The organism is Oceanobacillus sp. NCCP-135 (assembly GCF_059698015.1).
This window is the reverse complement of record NZ_BAAKSZ010000029.1, coordinates 1-23774: the sequence shown is the minus strand read 5'-3', so window position 1 is coordinate 23774 and position 23774 is coordinate 1. Positions and strand designations below refer to the sequence as shown.

Genomic DNA, 23774 nt, shown 5'->3' with positions numbered 1-23774 from the left:
TGATATGTTCGAACTTTTTAATGAAATAGGCATTATGCTAAATGGGCCACTTCAACAAATTGCATATGGATATGAACACATACCGCTGTTATTTGCATTTTTTCTTGGGTTAATTGGCGCTATTGCTCCTTGTCAGCTAACAGGCAATATCAGTGCAATGACTATTTATGGGAACAGATCATTAGTCGAAAAAGTTCCTTGGTTACACATATTTCTATTTGTTTTAGGTAAAATAGTTGTTTTTTCAATAATTGGTTTAGTAATCTGGTTACTTGGAAAGGAAATACACAGTACTTTAACACAAATGTTCCCAATTCTAAGAAAAGCAATCGGGCCATTACTTATACTGGTTGGTTTATTTATGATAGGTTTATTTGGCTGGAGAAAAACAGGAAAAATGTTTAAAATACCCACTAAATTTAAAGATAGTTATCTAGGAAGCTTTTTAATGGGTGCGAGTTTTACGTTAGCATTTTGCCCTACTATGTTTGTATTATTTATACTAACCTTAATGCCAGTTGTATTAGAAACATCATATGGATTTGTATTACCTTCTGTATTTGGAATTGGAACCTCACTTCCACTTTTATTAATTATTTTTCTTATTTGGTATTTTGGGGCAAGTGGCATTATATTAAAGAGAAGCAGAAAAATAGGGTCACTAGTACAAAAACTTGCAGGAGTTATCATTCTTGTTATAGGTATTCTGGATACTTTAACTTACTGGTAAAAGAGGTCAATTATGTTTAATAAATTATCCTTAAAAATTGGACTATTATTCTTTGTGTTCATGTTAATTATCGAGGTTTTTGTTTATTTTATTCTATATACAAATATAGCAAATGAACGTATTGATGAAGTGATGGATAGTTTATTAGCTCGTGCCAATACACACAGTGCTGTCTTGGAAAATAATTTTGATTCATCAACGTTGGAGCATGTTGCTATCATGGAGTCAGAATCGGAATTTGCTGTTATTATTACCGATGCCAATGGTAACATCATCATTAATTCCGATCCTGTTGAAAAGGAAATGTTTGAAGTAATTGATCATACGGATTACAAGGATATACCCAGTGTAGGAAAAGTAGTAGAACAACGTTGGTCGGAAAAACAATATATAGCGGTTGATAGCCCCATTACTATTGATGAGGAACATCAAGGGCATGTCTTTATGTTTGCTAATACCAATATTGTAAAAAATATGGTTAATCATTTGAGTGATCAATTTGTCATAGTTGGACTAATCACCATTGTTCTAACCATCTTTACCGTTTTTATTCTTTCTCGTTTTATTACGTTACCATTAATGAAAATGAAAGAAGCCACAGAACAACTAAGCAAGGGGAAAAATAAGGTGCAATTACATATGGAACGAAAAGATGAACTAGGTGAATTAGCCAGTTCTATCATGAGGTTATCTAGTGATCTAGAACGATTAAAAAATGACAGAAATGAATTTTTGGCAAGTATCTCTCACGAACTTAGAACGCCATTAACCTACATAAAAGGGTATGCGGATATCATCAGTAAGCAAGACATAACGGACGAAGAAAGAAAAGAATATCTGGATATCATACGGGAAGAAACGGAGCATTTGACAGTTCTGGTTAAGAATTTATTTGACCTAGCTAAAATGGATGAAAATAAGTTTGTAATTAATCGAAAAAGTGTTAGTTTAAGACAACTAATCCAAACGATTGAAGAACGAATTGCTCCAGTAATGGAAGAAAAAAATATTACACTTTCTACTTCATGCCAAGTTAATATCATAGGTAATATTGATCCCGATAGAATCCAACAGGTTTTATTAAATATACTGGACAATGCCAGAAAACATACACCCGATGGAAAGTCTATATCATTAGAGGTAACCCAGAATGATAGTGAAATTACTATAACTATTTCAGATGAAGGGGAAGGAATTCCAAAAGAGGAATTACCATATCTATTTGAACGGTTATACCGTGTAGAAAAATCGCGTTCCAGAGAAAGTGGTGGAACGGGATTAGGATTAGCTATTGCAAAAGAAATTATAGAATCTCACGGAGGTACGATTGAAATCGAAAGTGAACTTGGTAAGGGTACAAGGGTTATTGTTCATTTAACAAGAGGTGAATATAATGGTTAAAGCTTTATTAGTAGATGATGAAAAACGAATGTTAGATTTATTAGCATTATATTTGAGACCACATAGTTTTATATGTAAAAAAGCTATTAGTGCTAAAGAAGCATTATCTTTTTTAAAAGAAGAAACTTTTGACATAGTACTTATAGATATTATGATGCCTGAAATGAACGGCTGGGAATTATGCCAAGAGATTAGAAAAGATTCGGACATCCCTATCATTATGGTATCTGCTCGTGAACAGAAAGAGGATATTATAAAAGGGTTAAAATTAGGTGCAGATGATTATGTGACGAAACCCTTTGACGAAGATGAGCTATTAGCAAGAATAGAAGCGGTATTACGTAGAATGAAACCTGCGAGGAAGATTGAAATAAATGGTCTCTTATGGAATGAGGATGAGTTTGAGTTATCATATAAAAATAATACATTAAAGTTAACGCCAAAGGAATTTACCATGCTAGGTTATTTTATGAGAAAACCAAACCAAGTGTATACTAGAGAACAATTAATTGAATTAATTTGGGGATATGATTCGCACACAGAAGGAAGAACAGTTGATTCGCATGTACGGAACATGCGAGATAAAATTCGTCAATCTGGATTTCCCATAGATGATTATTTAATAACTGTTTGGGGTATTGGATATAAATGGGTAAACAAGCCTTCATTATAGGTATAAAAAGGTCTTTAATACAATTATAAAAGAAGACCTTTTGTTTTGACACAAATCTTTTACATATAATCATGGCCTAATTAATACTGTACAGGGGTATAGTATGATATAGTATGGATAGAAGGATGAATAATACAGAAAATAATAGGAAATTCATCTAAATATCCATACCAAAGGAGGAGTAATAATGAATAACAAAGGAAATGAAGAGAATCAACACAACCACAATAAGCATAAAGAACATGACCATCATAATCATAATCAACATGAGGAACAAAAACATCACAGTCATCAACATCATGAACATGAAGATATGCATGGTCATCACAAACATGGACATGAAGAACACAAAAATCACGACCACAGTCATGGACATAGTGGGCATCATGGTGGACATGGTGGACACGGCGGACATCACGAACATATGGTAGAAGATTTTAAGAAACGTTTTTGGATATCCCTAGTATTATCAATTCCTATTTTATACTTATCTCCAATGATTCAAATGCTGATTGGATATGAAGTAAATTTCACAGGTGATACCCTCTTACTTTTCTTGCTTTCCACGATTGTCTTTTTCTATGGTGGAAAACCATTTTTACTTGGTGCATGGGATGAGTTAAAAGAGAAATCGCCTGCAATGATGATGTTAATTTCTTTAGCTATCATCGCCGCTTATGTATATAGCACACTGACAGCATTCTTTATCGAAGGCAGCGACTTCTTCTTTGAACTAGCTACTCTTATTGTAATTATGTTGTTAGGACATTGGATAGAAATGAAATCCCTGATGGGTGCTTCGAAGGCACTGGAAGAGCTAATCAAGTTAATGCCAAAAGAAGCCCATAAACTGGACAAATCCGGAAATATTGTTGAGGTAACAGTCGAAGATTTACAACCGGGTGACCTGATTTTAGTTAAATCGGGTGAAAAGATTCCAATTGATGGTGAAATTTACGAAGGAGAATCTACCGTCGATGAGTCTATGCTTACAGGAGAATCTGTCCCTGTTGAAAAAGGACCCGGTATGGAAGCGATAGGTGGTTCCGTCAATGGTGATGGTGTATTAAAAGTTAAGGTAAGTAAAACAGGAAATGACACCTACCTATCCCAAGTTATTAAATTGGTAAGCGATGCAGAAAAATCGAAATCAAAGGCCCAAGGCTTTGCGGATATTGCTGCTAAGTGGTTATTCTATGTTGCTCTTGTAGTAGGGATTATAACCTTTGCAGTTTGGTGGACTAACGGGGATTTAGATTTTGCTTTGGAACGAATGGTTACCGTATTAATTATTGCTTGTCCACATGCACTTGGTTTGGCAACACCACTAGTAACATCTAGATCTACTTCCATTGCAGCTAAAAACGGCTTGTTAATTCGAAATAGAGTAGCATTTGAAAGTGCATTTAAATTGGATCGCGTGGTGTTTGACAAAACAGGAACACTTACGGAAGGTAATTTTGGTGTTACAGATATCCATCCAAGTGAGGGAATTAGTGAAGAAGAATTATTGAAATTAGCTTATTCTGTTGAAACACAATCAGACCATCCAATTGCTAAAGGAATTGTGAAAGAAGGAAATGATCGTAATTTAAAACCCCTTGATGTAAAGGATTATCAGAATTTAACTGGGAAAGGGTTAGTAGCTAAAATCGGTGATGCAGAAATTGCTGTTATTAGTCCCGGTGCTATGAAAGCAAATAAAATTTCTTTTGATGAAAAAATTTATGACCAACTGGCTTTACAAGGGAAAACAGTCGTATTTGTTCTTAAAGATAATGTCTTACAAGGAATGATAGCCCTAGCTGATATCATCCGTGAATCTTCTTATAAAGTTATTAAAGAATTAAATGACCGTGGCATAGAGACGGTTATGATGACTGGTGACAACACACGTGTAGCAAATTATGTAGGAGAAAAATTAGGTATTTCCAAAGTCATCGCTGAAGTACTTCCCCATGAGAAATCAAATAATGTGAAGTATTTAAAACAAAATGGAAAAAAAGTGGCGATGATTGGAGATGGAATTAATGATGCCCCCGCCTTAGCGGAAGCTGATTTGGGAATTGCTATTGGTGCAGGTACAGACGTTGCGATTGAAACAGCTGATGTCATACTAGTTAACAGTAATCCAGTAGACATTTTAAATATCATTAAATTGTCTAAGGCAAGTCGCAGGAAAATGGTTCAAAATTTAGGATGGGCTGCTGGGTATAACATTGTTGCTATTCCTTTAGCTGCAGGTGTATTGTACAATGTTGGGTTTGTCATAACCCCTGCCGTCGGAGCCGCAGTTATGTCACTCAGTACCATTATTTGTGCAATAAACGCTCAATTATTAAAAATCGATTAATAGAAACAAATAGTTTATGTTTGGCTAAGCATGTATGGTATTGCTTAGCCTTTTATTTTTCTGTAGGTAAATTTCTGTTCATAAATAGTACAAAGAATCTGCTTAATTTCTGCAAACTTGTAACGTAATCTAACAGAGAGTGTCTTTAGATAATACCACCGTTATACTATATTTCTATAAGGAGTGATACATACTTATGAGTTTGGAGGAAACAAAAAAGAAGAAGAAAAATAAAAGGAAAAACAGATTAATTTTTAGAACTTCTATATTAATTGTAATGGTTGGAGCTATTATATTTGCATTAGTGTCCAATATACAAGCGGATAAAACCATTTATCAAGTCGGAGATGAAGCACCTGACTTTGAATTAAAGCAAATTAATAAAAATAATGAATTAGAAACTATACGACTAAGTGATTTTAAAGGGCAAGGTATTATGCTGAACTTTTGGGGTACTTGGTGTAAACCGTGTGAAGAAGAAATGCCTTACATGCAAGAGCTTTATCCCGTATATAAAGAAAAAGGAATTGAAATCATTGCAGTTAGTTTGGATAATACAGAATTGGTTGTAGATCGATTTATTGATAAATATGATCTAACCTTTCCAATTCCCCATGATAAAACAGGAGAAGTCAGGGATTTATACAAAATAGGACCAATTCCAAGTTCCATATTCATTAATCCGGATGGGGAAATTCAAAGGATTGTAAATGGGGCCTTATCATTAGAAAGTTTGGAGAGTTACTTTAAAGAAATATTACCAAAACAATAGACTACGATTTTCTAATAAAGGGGGATAAAATTTTTGAATGAAATAAATATATTTCTAGCTTTTGGTGCTGGTTTCCTTTCTTTTATTTCACCGTGTGTATTACCACTATATCCGGCATTTTTATCTTATATTACCGGAATGAGCGTAAGTGAGATAAATGAAGAAAATAAAAAAATGAATAAAAAAGCTCTTTTACATACCGTTCTATTTTTACTAGGGTTCTCAAGCATTTTTATTATGATTGGTTTTACCACCTCTTATATATCGGAATTCCTATTAACCTACCAAGATGCCATTAGACAAATTGGTGCTATTTTAATTATTTTCTTTGGACTAGTGATTGTTGGAATTTTTAATTTTAAATTTCTAATGAAGAATAAAAAAATCACATTCAAAAATCGTCCCGGCGGTTATGTTGGTTCTTTCATCATAGGAATGGCATTCTCTTTGGGATGGACTCCTTGTACCGGTCCAATACTAGCTATTGTGTTATCATTAGCTGCAACAAATCCTGATGTTGGTATGATTATGATGATTAGTTATGTTTTAGGTTTTTCGATTCCATTTCTATTATTAGCATTGTTTATTGGTAAAATTAAATGGATTAAAAAACATAGCCTAAAATTAATTAAAATTGGTGGATATATTATGATTTTCATGGGAGTAGCACTATTCTTTGATTGGTTGACAAAATTAACTTCCTTCTTAGCTGGATGGTTTGGTTTTTATGGATTTTAAAATATATTTTCCATAATTTGTCTATTACATCTGCACGAATAATGCATATTTGAGCATTATAATTTGTCTTGTAGAAATTGTTACAATGTAGAATATCGTTCGTTTTACATGGTAGTATATATTAAGATTTAACAAATTGGATGAAAAAGGAGTCGAACAAAATATGAAAAAAGGATTATTGGCAGTAATTGGATTATTACTTATTTTAATAGTTGCTGCTTGTAGTGAAAGCGAAAGTACATCAAATGAAAAAGAACCACAAGATATCAAGAAAATGGTCCAAGACTACAGTGTTGGGGATTCCGATGATGTGTCTGCTTCTATTACTTCAGAAGAGCTTATTGTAACTGATAGTAATGATAAAGAGACTACCTACGATCTTCCCGAAGATGAATTTTTTGTTTCCATCGCACCATTTGTTGAAACAACCCACCCTTGTACCAATCACAGCTTAACAGGTTGCCAAGGAGAATTAGTGGAAAAAGAATTTGATGTTTATATTCAAGATGAAGATGGTAATGTGGTTGTTGATGAAACTATGACATCATTCGAAAATGGATTCATTGACTTTTGGTTGCCACGTGACAAAACATATAACGTGAAGATTCAATATGATGGAAAAACAGCTGAATCTGAGATTTCCACTTTTGAAGGTGACAATACTTGTATAACAACAATGCAATTAATCTAGTATTATTACCTCGTGATACTTTTTAAAAAATAGAATAAAGATTATTGGGAAAAAATTATATGGTTTTATAATATTTTCATTAGAATCGAGTGTTTTTAGATAAAGCACTCGATTCTTTTTTGCTAAACTTTACTATATTTAGGATTCTTTCTTTGGCTCCCTTTTATCCTTATTACTACTGACTGTAAACGAACTTAGATTAATACCTGATATTCAAAAAATAATACGGAAAATAAAAATTCACACTATGATTGAAGCACCCTTGTTGGATAAAAAATTATATCAAGGGGATAGTAAAATTTGTACTTAATCTTGAAGCAAAGGAGGATTTTTAGATGGCCGTGTCTTATGAAGAATGTATTAAAGCTTGTTTAGAATGTATGGAAGCTTGTAATGGGTGTTATGATGCTTGTTTAAAAGAAGAGAATGTAAAAATGATGGCGGATTGTATCCGCTATAATAGGGAATGTGCAGACATTTGCGCATTAGCAGCAAAAGCAATGCAATCCGATAGCCCTTTTGCTAAGCAGATTTGTAAGCTTTGTGCTGACATTTGTGAAGCATGTGGAAAAATGTGTGAACAACATAACCATGCTAATCATTGCAAGGAATGTGCTGAATCTTGTTTTAAATGTGCAGAGATTTGCCGAACAATGGCATCTTAAATATAAAAACGGTGAACTTGTGTCACCGTTTTTATTAGTTTGTAGTTATGATTAAAACTTTTTCTGTATTTAATTATTTAACAAGTGTTGAAAATGTTGATAGGTTTTTACCTGTTCCTGAGCATCTGCATGGGGAACAAATGACCAACCCATACGATTGATAAAATCAGAATATCTTTTTTGAATTTCTAACTGTTGCAAAGCCATTTCCACATGCGCATTTCTAACATTTCTATCTTTCATTAATAAAGCAGAAATATAATTTTCATTTGACATCAATTTGGCACCAGCATGTGCTTCTAATGCAATCCATTTATCGTTGTATTTATTAACTCCCGTACCATCTGCTCTTTGATTGCTTACATCATACATATTTAAATCCGGAACTTCAACATACTCATTATTATCAGGATTAATTAAAGATAACATTACCCTAACATGCGACATCATGACATTTATCTGGAGAGCAATAATACTTTTCAAATCTGGATTTATAGTATTAATATGATAAACTTTTAACTTATTTATCATTCCTTCGTGTGTAGACAAATGTTCGGCCATTAAGCCAAGGTCTACAGATGGTAAAGTTGGCATATAACTCACCTTTCATTAAATAAATTCCCTTTAATATATGCTGTTTAATGAAAATCTGTTATTAATGCCCACTCTTATCTAGAAAGTGAAAATCAAGTGGATCAATGTAATTCAATACCAAAAATAATATTACAATGGTAAAAATCATTAAGAATGGATATTTAAAAAAGGAAAGAATTTGTTGGTTGGCTTGTTTACGAATCGATTCTTCAGCTGCATATAAAACAAGTAACAAAACCATTGTTATCAACACAGCTATAATATTAATGATCGCATTCGGCCTAGTCATTGCTACCATATCTCCTAGCATGGCTCCCATCATCCCCCCCATTAGTCCGGAGAGTATGCCATCAATGACAGCAGGAAGACCTATAGGTAATCCTGCTAAAAACCCAACAACCAATCCAATCAATATAGCGTAAATGGTTGATTTAAACAAATCACCATGATATATGACTCCTAAAATAGTTCCCATTAGAATTCCTGCCGACATCCCTAATGACATGGAAATCAACATTCCATTCATTTTTGTTACCCAATTTCGGTAATACGCTACATAAATAATAGTTGTTATAACTTGGGTGGCACACAACAAAAGTATAAAAAATAATGAAATTGACATTATTTCAACCCCAATCTTAGTTTGTCCACTTTTATTGTATTCACTGTTAACCTGCAATATGATATACCCATATAGGGTTTATGTATTTACTAATATACAGTAGAAGAATTAACTACATAAAACTGAGTTTAGAGAAGATATTATTAGCTTAGGTATGCGTTGTGCTTAGTTGGGATAATGTTTAGTTAGCGAAAAACGCTCCGAGGTTTCAACTCAGAGCGTTTCTAGGGTCTTATAGTTCGGTAAATACTTCAAAGAAATCATATTAAACATGCCATTCTTTCAGAGCTTTGTAAAAAGAATAGAAATTTTCGTTCCAACATTTAATCTACTATCTATGTGAATTTTCCCTTGGTGTGCATCTACCAATGCCTTTACAATGGATAATCCAATACCAATTCCTCCTGTTTTCCTGTCTCTAGATTTATCCCCTCGATAAAATCTTTCATAAAGATAAGGAAGGTCTCCCTCCGCAATTCCAATACCTTCATCTTTCACAAGGAAACCTATATAATCATTAGATTCCTCTACCTTTATCGATACCTTGTTTCCTTTTAGGGTATATTGAAGAGCGTTATTTATTATATTCGTCAAAATCTGTGCAACACGATCACGATCCGCTTTAAACCAATATTCTCTTTTAGGTTTTTGAATGTTTAATACAACACCTTTATCCTGAAATACTGGCAAAAATTGCCCTTCCATTGAACGTAATATTTCACCTGCTTCTATATTTGTTTTGTTCAACTTTATTTGTGGATTTTCAGCGGCAAGTAACTCTTCTAATTCACCAACTAGACGTACTAAACGCATCAATTCATCATGACTTTGCTGCAACCTTTTTGGGGTTGGCTCAAAAACCCCATCTTGAAAAGCTTCCATTTGACTTCTTAGCGTAGTAAGGGGTGTTCGTATTTCATGAGCAAAATCAGCAGTAAACTGTTTACGAAGCATCTCTTCTTTTGATAAAGATTCAGCAAGTCGGTTAAACGATTCACCAAGTGGCTTCATTTCATCCGACAATTCCTTAACTGGTACACGAGTCCGCCATTTATGGTCTTGTAATTCTTGAATAGCTTTTGATAATTTTCGAAACCCAGTTGTTAGGCGTTTAGAGAACAATAGGCTAAACACGAACGCTAAAACAACTGTAACAATAATAGCAAGGTAAATATTCGATCTAATTGTTTTTAAAAAAGCAATGTCTTCCCCTATCATTTCTTTTGGGTAATAAACTTCCATGTTGCCTACATATCCCTCATCAAATGTTAAATCATAAGATTGTATCTGGTATTCCGTTTTCTTCTCGGTTTCCGAATGCATTCCCATGCTACCCATCATTCCAAGCATCATCGTTGTATCTGCTATTACTTGTCCGTCTTCATCAGAAATTCTATAAAATAAATTATCCGTCATAGCTTGTTGATGCATTAAATTTATTAATTGGTTATCAATAAGTTTCCCTGTTTCTTTATAAGAATTAATCGCTTCATCTTCTATAAGTTTACTTCTTTCCTCTCTATTAATTCGTAAATATTCGTTAAATTGATCTTCAAATCCCCATAGTATAGAGAAACTAGTAAGAAAAATACCACAAAGTGACACAACTAATAGGTAAAAAAGGATTTTAGAACGAAGTGTCAATCGTCGCATCAGATGCTCCTCCAAACTTATATCCCATCCCAAAAACAGTTAAAATATATTCTGGTTGACGGGAATCTGTTTCAATCTTTTTCCGAAGGTTTTTTATATGTGTATCAACACTTCGTTCATATCCTTCAAAATAAGTTCCATCAACCTGAATCTTTTCCAGTAAATCCAAACGACTGTAAACTCGTCCGGGGTAGCTTGCCATAACTATTAATAGCTTATATTCGATAGGAGTTAGTGGTATGAATTGGTTATTCAGTGTCATCTCCTTCTTTAAAAGATCTACTGTTAGCTTTCCTTCATTGAACGATAGGTGGTTTCCACTATTTACCCTTTTTAACCTACGTAAAATAGCCTTTGCCCTTATTACGACTTCTCTTGGACTAAAAGGTTTTGTAACATAGTCATCTGCCCCAATAACAATTCCGTTAATTAAATCCTCTTCTGTCGATTTTGCAGTTAACATAATGATAGGAACATCACTTTCATTTCTCGTTAATCTACATACCTCTTCACCTGATATATCTGGTAACATAAGATCTAAAATAATAATATCTAGATTATTTTCTTTTATCTTTTTTAATGCCTCTATTCCATTAGAGGCAAGAATGGTTTCCCATCCCTCTTTTTTAAAATAAGCTTCTAACACTTCAAGAATCACATCTTCGTCGTCAACAATAAGAATTTTAGTCATGTTAAACCACCTCTTTCATATAGTATCATCAATTAAAATGAAAATGATAATCTTCGCAACTTCCACATAAGTTCACCACAAAATCTCCATATATGAAAGGTATGATGTAGTTAAGAAAGGAGATGTTATAAATGAAAAAATTAGTAATAGGTATATTAACCGGAGCTGTTCTATTAGGAAGTGCAACGTTTGTTGCGGCTGAATCAAATGGAAATGGCATCTTTAACTTTGAGGAAATGCAACCGCATATTGAAGAAATGCATCCTAATTTATCACCAGAACAGCAGGAAGAAATGTTTAATAACTGTCATGGCGAAAATGGTATGATGCAAAACGATACTGAATTCCGTGATATGATGTATAATTTATAATTTAAAGAGGTGATCCCGTATGATGGGGATGATGAATATGATGGGTTATGGGTTACTTGGATGGATACTTAACCTTGCATCTATCGGTATCGTTGTGTATTATGCCACCAAACTAGCATTAAAAAATAATCATAAGGATTGATCTAATCATGATCTCTTTATAAAGGAGCGACTGTGAGTGTGATCATTCCTTTATAATCATGATAATCGATGTTACTGTTTAACCCGTTTAACATAAAACTTTAACTCATGCATGAAATATAGTATTTTGCAAATCAAAGAACCTTCAATATACAACCAATGTATAATTAGTTGTATATTGAAGGTCAATTAATCTTTACGCTTATTACATTAAAGCACCTGACTGTTAATTTTCATTATGGCATAGTGTTACTACTAAGTGGATTACACCTGTTACTATAAGCAAAAACACCATAAAGGACGTTGAATACAACATAAGATGCTTTATAATGTTTTTTTCTTTAATTTGTTTATAAACAGTATAGCCTAACACAATCGAAACCAACCATATAATTACTCCCCAGATTGAAAATAAATAAGGTGAATTTGCTATCCAAAACACAGTAACAAGTGAATAACAAAGCATCAGAACCCAAGCCAATCCTTTCATTTCTCTCCCCTACTTTCATTGACCAATAACGAGCGGGCCAATTACTAACACCCCTGTTCAATAATCCTGTTCCGATAGTTGAACAAGCCATTTAGAAATACGATGCATAAATAATCCTCACTAAAGAATCTCTTTATTTTTTATTATACATAAAATTCTATAAAATAAAACTAATGCCAAAACCAACATAAATTAAAAGTCCATAACAATTTTTAAGTGATTTTATAATTACATATTTCCGTTTAGTTTGGATTCATAAAGAACTGATGAATGATAGTTCACATAATTGTCTCTTATTCTTGATAAAAAATGGATATATTATATATAACACTGAATTTGAAAGATTATTAACTATCAAAACATAATGGGGGTTTTATTTTGAGGAAAAATATATTATTCGCTCTCTTTTTAGGAGTCGTATTAATACTTGCTGCCTGTAGTGGAAATAACACAGATCAACAAGTTGACTCTAGTTCTCAAGAGGAGTCTCCAACCGCTAACAAAGTTGACATTGTAGCATCTAACTTTCAACTAGATCCAGTCGAATATACCGTAAATGTTGGTGAAGAGGTCAAAATTTCACTAACAAATGACGAGGGAATGCATGGAATAGCAATTGATGAGTTTGACGTTAATATTCAAGGTGATGGTGAAGCAACATTCACACCAGATGAACCAGGAGAGTATACAATATACTGTAATATACCTTGTGGACAAGGCCATGCTGAAATGATATCCACACTGATTGTACAATAAGAAAAATTTGAAACGCTTGGAAAGATAATTTTCAGGTGTTTCTTTTGTTTATGCGCATTTTAAACCTTCAAATGCTGCTTTATACACAACATCCCCATTTTGTATAAAACTTTTCATTACTTGTTTGAGTATTTCTTTTTGTTTTCCAACATCAACACCTACCGCCTTTAAATTTAAAGAATCTGTATTTGGTTTGGTTCTTTTTGTTGCAACCAGTAACTGCTCCGAGTCAACGGCTTTTTTTACCATTTTCAGTTACACAAAGTTTTTATATCTCTTTAATGTTTGAAACGTGTTGCTCCTTTTACAAAGTTAATTCTTTGTTCTTTCAAATCCTTTTCTACTGCTTCTGAAATTTTCGGATCATATTCTTTTATTAATCCCTCACTTTTTGATTAAGCGTTGAGAAAGTCACCCATTTTTTTAAAATAGGAATGAGAATAAAGTGATGATTGCGTCATTTTCAAACATAATATAAATCCCTAGCCCTATAAATACAATTGGTACAATCCACCGTTCATATTTCTCAATTTTTTCCGATACAAATTCTAAAGAAGCTAAGCGATAGCTGACATAGCATAAAACCCCAACCATAATGAAAAAGACAATACTAGCAACAAGGATTTCAACCGCATTTAATGCCGTGAAATAAGGTATATAAATAGAAAAGTCATCTGCGCTAGAAGACAGTACAATAAATGTAACGGTTAAATATAATTGATCAAACCGATTGGAGGAAAATAGAGATAAAATATTACCTTCATCTTCATCCTCCTCTCCCTTGAACCAAATCTTAATACCTAGAAAAAGGGGAATAAGCCCAAGGAGACCTAAAACCCATTACTTGGGGATTAACCATGTAATACCCACAGCGAATAAAAAACTTGCAGTTATAATAATTGCCGTACCTATGTATTGTCCAATCCATATATGTTTCGCTTGTCCTTTTTTTATTTGAGAAAACAATAGGATTAAAATAATAAGATAATCAATCCCTGTTGCTACACTGCAGCTGCTGTAAGTGCTGTTGTAATCATTATTTCATCTCCAATGTTTCAGGATAGGGCTTTTCAATGGAAAGAAAAGCCCTTAATTATACACATATATTAAAATTAAACTTTAATTTTCTTTGACCCGCATTAATCTTAAACCATTTAATGCTACTATAAGAGTTGCTCCCATATCTGAAAGGATGGCAATCCAAAGTGTTAACCAACCGGGAACAACCAATAATAAGGCAATGAATTTAATAGCTAGTGCAAAGGTAATATTTTGCTTAATTATAGTAAGAGTTTTTCGGCTTAGTTTCACAGAAAATGGAAGCTTTCTTAAATCATCTCCCATTAAAGCAACATCTGCTGTTTCAAGTGCGGTGTCTGTACCAGCTCCACCCATTGCGATTCCAACAGTAGAGGCAGCTAACGCAGGGGCATCATTGACACCATCGCCAACCATCGCTACGTTTCCGTATTCAGACCTCAATTGTTTAATAAATTCTAACTTGTCTTGTGGCAGTAATTCTGCTTGAATATCCGTTACCCCAACATGACCTCCAATTGCATTCGCTGTACCTTTATTGTCACCTGTAAGCATAATAGTTTTTTTGATTCCAAGTTGATGTAACTTTTGAATAATTTCCATGCTTGAATCACGTACTTCATCAGCTACCGCAATCACAGCAAGTATTTTTTTTTCAGTTCCAACCACCATTGCAGTTTTACCTTGATTTTGAAGGGTCTTAACAAGTTGATCCTGTTCGTTATTAAAATCAACTGATAGATTCTCAAATAATTTCGGATTTCCAATGTAGTAAGTCGTGCCGTTGATAGTTCCCTTAATTCCTTTTCCTGTGATAGAGGAGAATTCATCCACGATTACATGAGTGTAGGAAATATTCTCCTCTTCTGCTTTTTTCATAATAGCTGAAGCTAGAGGATGCCCGGAACGATATTCTAATGCAGTAATGATGGACAACATTTCTTCTGCATTTACCTGATTGTTCAACACGTTAAAATCTGTTACAACTGGAACCCCTTTTGTTAGCGTACCAGTTTTGTCAAAAGCAATCGCTTTTAAGGCGCCCATTTCTTCTAGATAATTTCCACCTTTTATAAGTACACCTTTTTTAGCTGCATTTCCAATTGCTGAAACAATTGAAATAGGAGTTGAAATAACTAATGCACAAGGACAACCAACAACTAGAACGGCTAACCCTTGATAAACCCAAGTCCCCCAGCTACCATCAAATAATAATGGTGGGATTACAGCAACCAAGCCTGCGATAATCATAATAATGGGAGTATAATATTTCGCAAATTTATCTACAAACGCTTGAGACGGCGCACGTTCTCCTTGTGCTTCTTCAACAAGGTGAATAATTTTGGAGATCGTTGTATCTTCAACTAACTTAGTTACTTTAACTTCAAGTATTCCCTCTTCGTTTAAAGTACCTGCAAAAACTTCGTCATCCACTGTTTTCTCGACAGGAACTGACTCGCCTGTAATAGCTGCTTGACTAACGGAAGAGTAACCATTTACTACTAAACCGTCCATAGCCAACTTTTGGCCGGGTTTCACAATCATAATGTCCCCAACTACAATATCATCAACATGGATCATCATTTCTTGCCCATTTCTTCTAACAAGCGCCTCTTTAGGGGCAATATCCATTAGAGAACGGATCGATTCTCTTGCTCGATCCATAGAGAATCGTTCTAAAGCTTCACTGATTGCAAAGAGAATAACAACAATTGCACCTTCCGCCCATTCTCCGATAATAGCTGCTCCAATAACAGCCACTGTCATAAGGGTTTTCATGTCAAATTCAAAATGTAACAGATTTTGAAACCCAACTTTAAAGAGTGAATATCCGCCAATTACTATCGCTGCTGCAAACATTAGGGAAGTAATAATATTTTCTTCTCCATTAACAAACTGAGAAATATAACCAAAAACGATTAATAAAGAAGCATATAATAAAGTGCTGTGTTTTTTATAAAATGGCTCTTTTTCTCCCTTATCCTCTTCTTTCTCTTCCCTTAATGGTTTATCTGAAGTCACTTTAAGATTTTCAAAAGCGCCAGCTTTTTCTAACTCCTCAATGGTTGTATCGCCATATACTTCGATTTTAGATGCACCAAAATTTACTTTTGCATCCTGAACTCCTGATAAGTTTTTTACATTTTTTTCGAATTTACCCGCACAATTGGCACACGAAAAACCTTCAACCCGGTACACATTTTTATCCCGATGAACAACAATTGGTGCTTGCCGTTTTGGTTTTTCAGGCATTACTTTAAGATTTTCAAAAGCTCCTGCTTTCTCTAAATCTTCAACAGTTGCATCACCATATACGGATATTTTAGATGCGCCGAAATTAACTTTTGCATCTTGAACATTGGGTAGTTTCTTAACATTTCTTTCAAATTTCCCTGCACAATTCGCACATGAAAAGCCTTGTACTCGGTAGGAAGTCATTTCCAATTCTGATCGTTCGGCTTGTTCAGACATTTACCTCCACCTCCTTCTTGTGTGTTAATGCAATCATCATAATTTGTTTGATATGTTCATCATTTAGCGAATAAAAGGATAGCTTTCCTTCCTTTCGATATTTGACAATCCTTTGCTTATAAAGTGTTCGTAAATGATGAGAAGCATTAGCAACCGTAACTCCTAAGATATTTGCTATATCACAAACACATAGCTCATCATCTTGACACAGCGCATAGGTGATTTTTGCTCTATTTTCGTCAGCAATTGCTTTTAGCATTAGAGAAACACCAGAAATATCTACTGTTTGTAAATCACCTTGTATTCGATTAACTTTTTCTTCGTCATAACAAAAAACTTCACAAGTATCTTTCTTACTCAAATCATCACCTCATTCAAATAATCATTTGAATATATCGTAACTTTTTTTCCTTTTATATTCAAGCAAATATTTGAATGAAATTAAAAAAGAATTAGAATTCCCATTTCTAATATGAAATTTCCCAACTATCATCCATTAGCCCAAATTAGAAGCTATTACCTAAAGGGTTTCAATATTAGTATTGCTGATAGATTGAGACAACTGTGCGGAGTTTTGAACCACTGAAAATAGTGCGGATTAAAAAAAGGGTTCGAAAAATAAAAAAGCCTAATCCCTTCGTATTTTCAGTGAAGAATTAGGCTTCAACAATCACGCCCTTATATGTAGTATGATTTTTGACCGTATTCATCGTAAATAACGAAACAAAAACAGCCTATTTTTTATCTTTGTTTACTTAATATATTTAGTAATTAATTATAGTTACCAACGTAAACAAAGATAGGACTTTGCTTTATGACAAGGGTGACCCACTCACTAGAATATAACACTATCTTAACCACAGCTTTAGCTGCTTGCCCTTGACCGCCGTGCCACTTCTTAGTGATCGCTGGAAGGGGTCGGGGCCCCGCCAGCGGAGCTTAGAAGTGATTGTCCGTGGTACGCTGCTGATGCGGATAGAGCCCTAAAGGCTGGTTTTTCGCCATCCGCCATCAAAACACTACCACGGACACAAACAAGGTCAAGGGTGGTGGGATTGTGGCTCAAAAACATGGCAAGAGTGGTATTATCTGATGTCTTTATTCAGCCAATCATACCCTCATAGGCTTCAAGTCAAGCCCCTAAATGCCTTCCTATGTTTATATGTTAACAAAGATAAAGAGTGTGCTACATCAATGCTTTGAAACGGATACTACATATAAGCACCAGATTGTTGAAGATTAGATAATGATTGATGGCCAATAGCTAATTGAACTAACGCACCAGTTTCTTGAATAGCAAATTTTAAACTTAAATATTTAATCCAACCATTGCTGAAACAACACCTGCAATAATAGAAGTTATTACATAAATTATGGCTAATTTTACTTTGTTTGATTGTATTAACGTTATGGTTTCGTTGCCAAAGGTGGAGAAGGTCGTATATGCACCACAAAATCCCACACCTCCAAAAAGCCATAACCACTCCCCAATTTGGTTCGTAAGGTAAAGTTGAGCCAGTAATCCAAGTAAAAATGACCCTGTAATATTAATAATCCAAGTCCCTATTGGAAATGGATATAGTTTTTGTGATTTTTTACTAATCAAATTTCCTAATATAAATCTAGCCGCAGCACCTAAAGAACCACCTATTCCAATTATCCAAATCATATGACATCACCTAATTTTTCCTTTAATAATGCTAATTTGTGACCTAAATATGTCAACAGTAAGCCCAATATTGTGGTAGCCAAAACATAGACTAATCCCCAAAAAACAAGACCTTGTTGAAATAAGTTAATGGTTTCTACCGAAAAGGTGGAGAAAGTTGTAAAAGAACCAACAAACCCGGTTCCAAATATCAGAGCAAATTCGGGTCTAACCTTTTTCTTTTGATTTACATATGTGAGAAACCATCCTAAAACGAAACATCCAGTTAGGTTGATGACAAAAGTTCCTAAAGGAAATCCGTTGTCTGTATGTATCCATTCTCCTAAAGCAAACCTAGACATAGCCCCAAAGAAACCACCAATCATCACTAATAAAAAATTCACTTGAATCACCTATCTTTTCAATAAAAATAAAAGACTCCTGCCAAAAGACAAGGGTGTCCCCTTATTATCTTTGGCAGGAGTCATTAGCCTTCATATAGGCGGTTATGGTGAACTCCATCACCTATTTAATCTATAATTTTAATATATTATTCCCCACTTTCAAAAAAATATCAACTATAATAAAATCTTTTCTTTACTGCACTAACCTATCCTTATTTTAAGTTCACTATTTAACAAATACCTTATTACTTATCGAAAAAAATTATTCGGTATATTTAGTTTACACTAATTTCATTAGTTCTGTATATGAGGTAATAAAAAAGTTATTCAACAATATTTGATACAAACTATGTTTTTTATACTTTGACTATCTAGAAGGTATGAAGTGGTAAACAATCTGTCATCAATGGTACATTTCATTGTCTGCAATCAACTACCGATTCTAAGCATTCTCTGGCAGGGCCACACCCCTTACAGTGTCTGCAAAGAAGGGCGCTTTATAGTCATTGGAAAGCAGCTTAGCTATGATTTCCAGCTCTATATCTTCCTTTGCTCTATAAAGCTAAGTTTCTAAAACATGAGTTAAATAACAAGAAGTTGGTTATACTTAGAATAGAATGTTCGCAACATTCTATTCTAGCATGATAAAGATGTTTAGGTCGTATTTCTCTATAGAATCCCGTCCTTATTTTGATTTTTAGCGGATCAATTAAAATTAGGTTGAGATTGCTCAATATATTAGTGTTGATACTTGTTTTGTTAGATTTGCTTTAGATGGAAAAGTTAGTTATAATATAGAGTATTAATTACATTTTTAGTATTTTTCTTGTTATTTCTATGTTGTTTAGTATATAATAACTATAACTTTATAAGATAAAATTAAAATTTCATAATAAAAAAGGGAGAACCCCAAATCTATGTTAGGTCTTTGATTGTTCAAAGGCGTACTTAGATTTGGGGTTCTTTTCTTTTTGCACAAGTTTTGGAGGGTTAAGTAATGACAATGTTAAGTAGGGAAATGTTAAAACAACAAAAAATATTAAAGAATCTTTCATCTGTTTCTCTGCGTCTAATTCCATTTTTAGCGGCAAATACAGATTTAGACAAACGAATTAATGTTATGTTAGAACAAATTAGAGCAGCAAATATTATGACTCCACGTCTAATTAAGGAAGCATTAGGGAGACTGGAGAAATTCGAATGGATCTATAGAGGTAAAGATGGTTACTTATATAGTAATTTCAACACTATCTCAACAGCTGATAACCATAATTTCCACTATATTAATTTGTATAAATTCTTTCAATCTGATGAGTTTAAAAAGTTATATAAGCGCCAATTACAATTCCTATTTTATATTCTTTCAGCAAAACTTCCGGGCCACGAACATTCTTTAGCCATTGAGCATCTTTATCAAAACCGGACTAATACAAAGGATGTAAAGTTAGACTTTTTTATTAGTTTTGAAGATATGATATCCAACCTTTTAGATTTAATGAATAAAGGTTTCTTTGAAGTGCGTCTTGGAGCGAGCAAAGAAATACTAAATAAAAACACTAAAAACCTTAAAGAAAGATTATATACGTTTGCCGAAAAAACAGGTAAAAGAAAAAAACGTATGAGTCAAAATGAGGAAAAAAACCATATCATTCATATTCGTATAGCAAAAGATTTAGTTTCAAAAGATCAAATTTGTGACATTTATGATATGACAAGATTGGCAACTTTACAGGATTTAAAATCTATCGCAAAAGATTTTGGTTGTAGTTTAGACAGCTTTGATATAAAAGCATTAGAGAAAGTCCATATGGTAAAGGCAAAAATATATAAAGAATTCGGTGATGTAGGGATACAATTATACCGTGAGGGCTTAAAAGACTTTTTCAAAAATAGAAGCCATGCTTTTCAAAGTCTAATGGAAAATGGTGATTTTGGTAATACAATTAAAAACTATTATGTAATTCCTAAAATTGAACAAAGACTTAAATCCTTATTTGAACAGGTGAAAAATGATTATTTTACTAAAGTAAATACATTCCCATATGAATCCTTAAATTTAAAACATGCTATTAAAGAAAGTAAACCATTTATATCCTACATTATAGAAGAATCATATAACGACAACCTTATCATATTAGATCGTGAATTAGAAGCTGCACATAGCTTCATATATAATCAATTTACACAACTAGATAAGACTTGGTATGAATTTAAAGAAAAAGTAGAAAAAATCTATGGAGATGAGGCCGAAGCTCATGGTAATAATAAAGATAAAGTATTCTACCTTGCCTTAAAAAAGCAATTATCCCAAAAAGACCGTACTATCTCTAAAATCGAACGGGACAGTAACTATAAAAGAGAAAGAAGAGAAAAATTACTTTACAATCCTTACGTAGCAATTACCGAGTAGTATCGGATTCTTAAAAAGCCCAAGATGCGGGAAACTACCTAATATTATTTTTTTAAAATTATAAAATATAAATTCTGCCTTTCTACATTAACGGAGAAGGGTTATTTGGCATGACCATTTTTCAAACAATGATTTTTTATAAAAAAGTAAGGTACGATTCTCTTGTTTCAATATGTATTTCGTTCACAATAAAGCAGTTTTTAAAGAATAAAGTCCAATTATTTCAGGAAATTTTTATAGTATCTATTTAATATTTATATTTTAAGGCAAAAGATTTTTTTACATTAATTAATTTTATAGTATAGATATTTAATTTATGGTATTCTTGAAATTAATTGTCATAAAAAATCCTCAATCCCTCGCCTCACAAGGGTTTACTAAAGTTTTTTTAAGACACTAATGTATCTTATTATGTTTTATATTATTAACTTTTATTACTATATATATTACTATTTCAATTAAATGCTAAGTGATCAAACTAACCTAAAGATTATTATTTAAATAAACATATAACTTCTTCTATTACATCCTTGTCACACTTCTTATCTATCAATCGTTCAATGATCATTACTGAAGTCTCTTTCCGATAAATCTTTGTTAATATTTCTAGAATGGATTGACTATCGATTGTTCCATATTGATCCAAATGCTTCTTTATGAGCGCAGCTTCGCCGTCCGCCAAAACTAAAACATCCTCTATCTTTTTAATAGTATATCCTTTTGAAAATAAGAGTTCCGCTACTCTTCTTTTTTCAATAGAACTTACAATATAATCTATCCAGTATAATTGGTTTTCTCTAAAAGAGGTAACTTCCTGCAATTCCTCAAAAGAAGCATTTTTTATGATATGTTCAATATCGATATTGTCCATATGTCACACCGCCTTATTGTACGTAATAATTGCTACAAAATTGAAATTTTGATTACAGCCAGCTGAATGTACCACCTGTGCCAACTTATTTAACAATGAATGGAAAAAAAAGTACCACTGGATTACAACCTTTTTGCCAATCGTTATATAGAATAATACACTTTTTAGGAATGAACTCTGAGCCACAGCGCGGAGATTGCCATTGACTGTAACGCCCCATTAGTACACGCTGGAAGGTATCGGGTCCCCACCAGCAAATGCTTAGAATCGGTTTGTCCATATTATTCTGTTTAGGTGTGTATCTTGCGCATTTTTTCTGCCACATCTGCAATAGTGCGATAGTTCCATAACTCGGACAACTAACCAATTCGTATTGCGCCATAGTCAAAGCAGACTGATCTTTTTCTTATGTGGTTTAGCAAATGGCGTCATTTGCTAAATTGTTTGTCAAAACTAGTACAAAAGATGGCAGAGGTAGGTTGGGAATAATTAATTTTTTGATGTAGCTATTGTTCAGTATGTTAAGAAAGTTTGCTTTATAATGAAACACCTATTTACTTCTTATTAAATTAATGCCAAATAGACATTAATTTATTCACTCTTTCCCTAGCTGGTTATTTGATAGTCATGTTTAGTTGATTTAAAGCCATTTATAGAAAGAATTCTTCAACCTTGACTTGAAATTGACATTAAGAACTAGGGAATTAGATTAAACTATTGAATATACAATACATTATTTGGAAATGATTAAAATGTTGTTAGTGCAATTTGTAAGTCAGGCATAAAGAAGGGAGGAAGTTTTATTAACTTCCTCCCTTCTTTATGTGGCCATTATCTTTCTTATTCATGTTTACTATCTGGGCATTGCCAGAATCAAGCATATCTTTTTTATGCTAGAGAAACCTATTTTTCTCATAAAATGTTTAAATCATAATCTTTTTCAAGTGATTATTTATCTTATGTAAATACTAAGCCCATACGTATGCAATGGAATCCCATCCGAGTAATTTATCCTATTAATATTTCATTAATCCTAAAACAGATATTTGAACAAAATGGCGGTAATAGGACTAAAAGTACAAAGGGAAATACTTATCGGTAACTTCTGGAAAGTACATATACAATGTTAATGAATTTTGAAGAATAAGGCCTAATCCCCCGTTTTTTTAATGAGGTATTAGGCTTATGTTCTTTCTTAAATGCACCAATTACTTTAAGTACATTTATTTACATTGGCTAAAACTATCAGTTTTATTAGCAACTCTTGACGGCCATTTTTAAGTAGCTTTTGAGATAAACAATAGAGGTTTATTTCATTGCTCAATGTGTTATTTAATTCTATAAGCCACCATACCTTCTCCTTCGTTGTCGATAATCATCAAGCGCAAGCGAAATTCCCCTTCTGAAAAATCTGGCCACAGCACATCAGTAAACCAGAACTCCGAGTAAGCCAACTGCCATAGAGAAAATGCTTATACGTTTTTCTCCACTAGTACGAATAAGGAGGTCAGGGTTTGGCATATTGTTGGCAGTCACGAACTATGACGGATGAAAGGTCAGCAGCATTGACGTGGCATGTGATTTACAGCC

Annotated in this window: 21 protein-coding genes, 2 pseudogenes and 1 riboswitch; of the genes and pseudogenes, 11 read left to right on the top strand and 12 right to left on the bottom strand. The window is 33.3% G+C overall.

Going from position 1 to position 23774, the window contains the following annotated elements:
- The first annotated feature begins 4 nt into the window (after nucleotides 1–4).
- The 8 genes from AC6HVZ_RS16380 (at nucleotide 5) to AC6HVZ_RS16345 (ending at nucleotide 8023) form a co-directional block, all read left to right on the top strand.
- Nucleotides 5–730: a cytochrome c biogenesis CcdA family protein gene (locus AC6HVZ_RS16380; protein WP_497559236.1), complete on the top strand. Its 726-nt coding sequence runs from the start codon at nucleotides 5–7 to the stop codon at nucleotides 728–730.
- Between the two features lie 12 nt (nucleotides 731–742).
- Nucleotides 743–2131 (top strand): sensor histidine kinase, encoded by a 1389-nt coding sequence (locus tag AC6HVZ_RS16375; protein ID WP_497559235.1) that lies wholly within the window; start codon nucleotides 743–745, stop codon nucleotides 2129–2131.
- The gene (locus AC6HVZ_RS16370; protein ID WP_497559234.1) at nucleotides 2124–2804 is read left to right on the top strand and encodes a response regulator transcription factor; all 681 of its coding nucleotides are present in this window, start codon (nucleotides 2124–2126) and stop codon (nucleotides 2802–2804) included. The genes AC6HVZ_RS16375 and AC6HVZ_RS16370 overlap by 8 nt, the downstream gene beginning before the upstream one ends.
- 187 nt (nucleotides 2805–2991) lie before the next feature.
- Nucleotides 2992–5157, top strand: a complete 2166-nt coding sequence (locus tag AC6HVZ_RS16365; protein ID WP_497559233.1) for a copper-translocating P-type ATPase — start codon at nucleotides 2992–2994, stop codon at nucleotides 5155–5157.
- Nucleotides 5158–5353: 196 nt separating this feature from the next.
- Nucleotides 5354–5929 (top strand): thiol-disulfide oxidoreductase ResA, encoded by a 576-nt coding sequence (gene resA, locus AC6HVZ_RS16360; RefSeq protein ID WP_040047918.1) that lies wholly within the window; start codon nucleotides 5354–5356, stop codon nucleotides 5927–5929.
- 33 nt (nucleotides 5930–5962) lie between these two features.
- Nucleotides 5963–6667 carry a cytochrome c biogenesis CcdA family protein gene (locus AC6HVZ_RS16355; RefSeq protein ID WP_060681782.1) on the top strand — a complete coding sequence of 235 codons (705 nt, stop codon included), beginning with the start codon at nucleotides 5963–5965 and terminating at the stop codon, nucleotides 6665–6667.
- Between the two features lie 163 nt (nucleotides 6668–6830).
- Nucleotides 6831–7358: a CueP family metal-binding protein gene (locus AC6HVZ_RS16350; protein ID WP_497559248.1), complete on the top strand. Its 528-nt coding sequence runs from the start codon at nucleotides 6831–6833 to the stop codon at nucleotides 7356–7358.
- 335 nt (nucleotides 7359–7693) lie between these two features.
- Entirely contained in the window at nucleotides 7694–8023 is a 330-nt protein-coding gene (locus tag AC6HVZ_RS16345; RefSeq protein ID WP_062351103.1) for a four-helix bundle copper-binding protein, read from the top strand.
- Between the two features lie 69 nt (nucleotides 8024–8092).
- On the opposite strand, the gene AC6HVZ_RS16340 is transcribed toward AC6HVZ_RS16345, so the two are convergent.
- The 4 genes from AC6HVZ_RS16340 to AC6HVZ_RS16325 form a co-directional block, all read right to left on the bottom strand.
- Nucleotides 8093–8617, bottom strand: a complete 525-nt coding sequence (locus AC6HVZ_RS16340) for a hypothetical protein (RefSeq protein ID WP_497559232.1) — start codon at nucleotides 8615–8617, stop codon at nucleotides 8093–8095.
- Between the two features lie 61 nt (nucleotides 8618–8678).
- Nucleotides 8679–9239: a hypothetical protein gene (locus AC6HVZ_RS16335; protein WP_497559231.1), complete on the bottom strand. Its 561-nt coding sequence runs from the start codon at nucleotides 9237–9239 to the stop codon at nucleotides 8679–8681.
- Nucleotides 9240–9521: 282 nt separating this feature from the next.
- On the bottom strand, nucleotides 9522–10892 hold the full coding sequence (locus tag AC6HVZ_RS16330) for a sensor histidine kinase (RefSeq protein WP_497559230.1): 1371 nt from the start codon (nucleotides 10890–10892) through the stop codon (nucleotides 9522–9524).
- Nucleotides 10867–11583, bottom strand: coding sequence for a response regulator (locus tag AC6HVZ_RS16325; RefSeq protein WP_497559229.1), 717 nt, complete (start codon nucleotides 11581–11583; stop codon nucleotides 10867–10869). The genes AC6HVZ_RS16330 and AC6HVZ_RS16325 overlap by 26 nt, the downstream gene beginning before the upstream one ends.
- 131 nt (nucleotides 11584–11714) lie before the next feature.
- Between AC6HVZ_RS16325 and AC6HVZ_RS16320 the strand changes: the two genes are divergently transcribed.
- Complete coding sequence (locus AC6HVZ_RS16320) at nucleotides 11715–11954, top strand: hypothetical protein (protein WP_497559228.1); 240 nt, start codon at nucleotides 11715–11717, stop codon at nucleotides 11952–11954.
- A 1009-nt stretch (nucleotides 11955–12963) separates the two neighbouring features.
- Nucleotides 12964–13341: a cupredoxin domain-containing protein gene (locus tag AC6HVZ_RS16315; protein WP_497559227.1), complete on the top strand. Its 378-nt coding sequence runs from the start codon at nucleotides 12964–12966 to the stop codon at nucleotides 13339–13341.
- Between the two features lie 48 nt (nucleotides 13342–13389).
- On the opposite strand, the gene AC6HVZ_RS16310 is transcribed toward AC6HVZ_RS16315, so the two are convergent.
- The 6 genes and pseudogenes from AC6HVZ_RS16310 to crcB (AC6HVZ_RS16285) form a co-directional block, all read right to left on the bottom strand.
- Complete coding sequence (locus AC6HVZ_RS16310) at nucleotides 13390–13590, bottom strand: hypothetical protein (protein ID WP_497559226.1); 201 nt, start codon at nucleotides 13588–13590, stop codon at nucleotides 13390–13392.
- 174 nt (nucleotides 13591–13764) lie between these two features.
- Nucleotides 13765–14378 (bottom strand): annotated as a pseudogene (locus tag AC6HVZ_RS16305) (CadD family cadmium resistance transporter).
- Nucleotides 14379–14460: 82 nt separating this feature from the next.
- Nucleotides 14461–16851, bottom strand: a complete 2391-nt coding sequence (locus AC6HVZ_RS16300) for a heavy metal translocating P-type ATPase (RefSeq protein ID WP_497559225.1) — start codon at nucleotides 16849–16851, stop codon at nucleotides 14461–14463.
- Nucleotides 16844–17212: an ArsR/SmtB family transcription factor gene (locus AC6HVZ_RS16295; RefSeq protein ID WP_497559224.1), complete on the bottom strand. Its 369-nt coding sequence runs from the start codon at nucleotides 17210–17212 to the stop codon at nucleotides 16844–16846. The genes AC6HVZ_RS16300 and AC6HVZ_RS16295 overlap by 8 nt, the downstream gene beginning before the upstream one ends.
- Nucleotides 17213–18160: 948 nt before the next feature.
- On the bottom strand, nucleotides 18161–18520 hold the full coding sequence (crcB, locus tag AC6HVZ_RS16290) for a fluoride efflux transporter CrcB (RefSeq protein ID WP_497559223.1): 360 nt from the start codon (nucleotides 18518–18520) through the stop codon (nucleotides 18161–18163).
- Nucleotides 18517–18903: a fluoride efflux transporter CrcB gene (gene crcB, locus AC6HVZ_RS16285; protein WP_497559222.1), complete on the bottom strand. Its 387-nt coding sequence runs from the start codon at nucleotides 18901–18903 to the stop codon at nucleotides 18517–18519. The genes crcB (AC6HVZ_RS16290) and crcB (AC6HVZ_RS16285) overlap by 4 nt, the downstream gene beginning before the upstream one ends.
- A 67-nt stretch (nucleotides 18904–18970) precedes the next feature.
- A riboswitch (Fluoride riboswitch) is annotated at nucleotides 18971–19034 on the bottom strand.
- A gap of 866 nt (nucleotides 19035–19900) precedes the next feature.
- Between crcB (AC6HVZ_RS16285) and AC6HVZ_RS16280 the strand changes: the two genes are divergently transcribed.
- Nucleotides 19901–21313, top strand: a complete 1413-nt coding sequence (locus AC6HVZ_RS16280; RefSeq protein WP_497559221.1) for a hypothetical protein — start codon at nucleotides 19901–19903, stop codon at nucleotides 21311–21313.
- Nucleotides 21314–21806: 493 nt separating this feature from the next.
- Here AC6HVZ_RS16280 and AC6HVZ_RS16275 read toward each other — a convergent pair whose 3' ends face one another.
- Both AC6HVZ_RS16275 and AC6HVZ_RS16270 read right to left on the bottom strand, forming a co-directional pair.
- Entirely contained in the window at nucleotides 21807–22184 is a 378-nt protein-coding gene (locus AC6HVZ_RS16275; protein WP_497559220.1) for a hypothetical protein, read from the bottom strand.
- A 1338-nt stretch (nucleotides 22185–23522) separates the two neighbouring features.
- Nucleotides 23523–23723: pseudogene (locus tag AC6HVZ_RS16270) on the bottom strand (undecaprenyl diphosphate synthase family protein); the annotation flags it as partial.
- Between the last annotated feature and the right edge of the window lie 51 nt (nucleotides 23724–23774).